Below are 551 nucleotides of genomic sequence, written 5' to 3' on the forward strand. Positions count from 1 at the left end.
AATGAAGGGGCTAAGTTCTGGCTCAACGTGTTAACTGAACTTCAAAACCGAGGGGTAAAAGATATTCTCATCGCCTGTGTCGATGGCCTTAAAGGTTTTCCTGATGCCATTAATACCGTTTATCCCCAAACGCAGATACAGCTCTGCATTGTGCATATGGTGCGTAATTCATTGAAGCTTGTGCCATGGAAAGATTATAAGGCTGTTACTGGCGACTTAAAGCAAATATATCAATCAGTAACCGAAGAAGAAGGCTTGATGGCGCTCGACCAATTTGAGCAACGCTGGGACAGTAAATACCCCAGTATATCGCGTTCATGGCGCAGTAACTGGCAAAACGTCAGCACAATATTTAACTATCCTAATGATATACGCAAAGCCATTTATACCACCAATGCGATTGAGTCACTGAACAGTGTTATTCGCAAGGCCATTAAAAAGCGTAAACTATTTCCGCATGATGATTCGGCTAAAAAAGTTATCTATTTAGCGATTGAACAAGCATCTAAAAAGTGGACGATGCCGATAAGAAATTGGAAAACGGCCTTGAA

At 41.6% G+C, this 551-nt stretch carries 1 protein-coding gene; it reads left to right on the plus strand.

What is annotated here, in order from left to right; genetic code table 11:
• The coding region (locus H4J59_RS00510) for an IS256 family transposase (RefSeq protein ID WP_182235864.1) at window positions 1-551 on the plus strand (551 nt) is incomplete at both ends.

The organism is Colwellia sp. MB02u-10, assembly GCF_014077185.1.
Taxonomy (GTDB): Bacteria; Pseudomonadota; Gammaproteobacteria; order Enterobacterales; family Alteromonadaceae; genus Cognaticolwellia.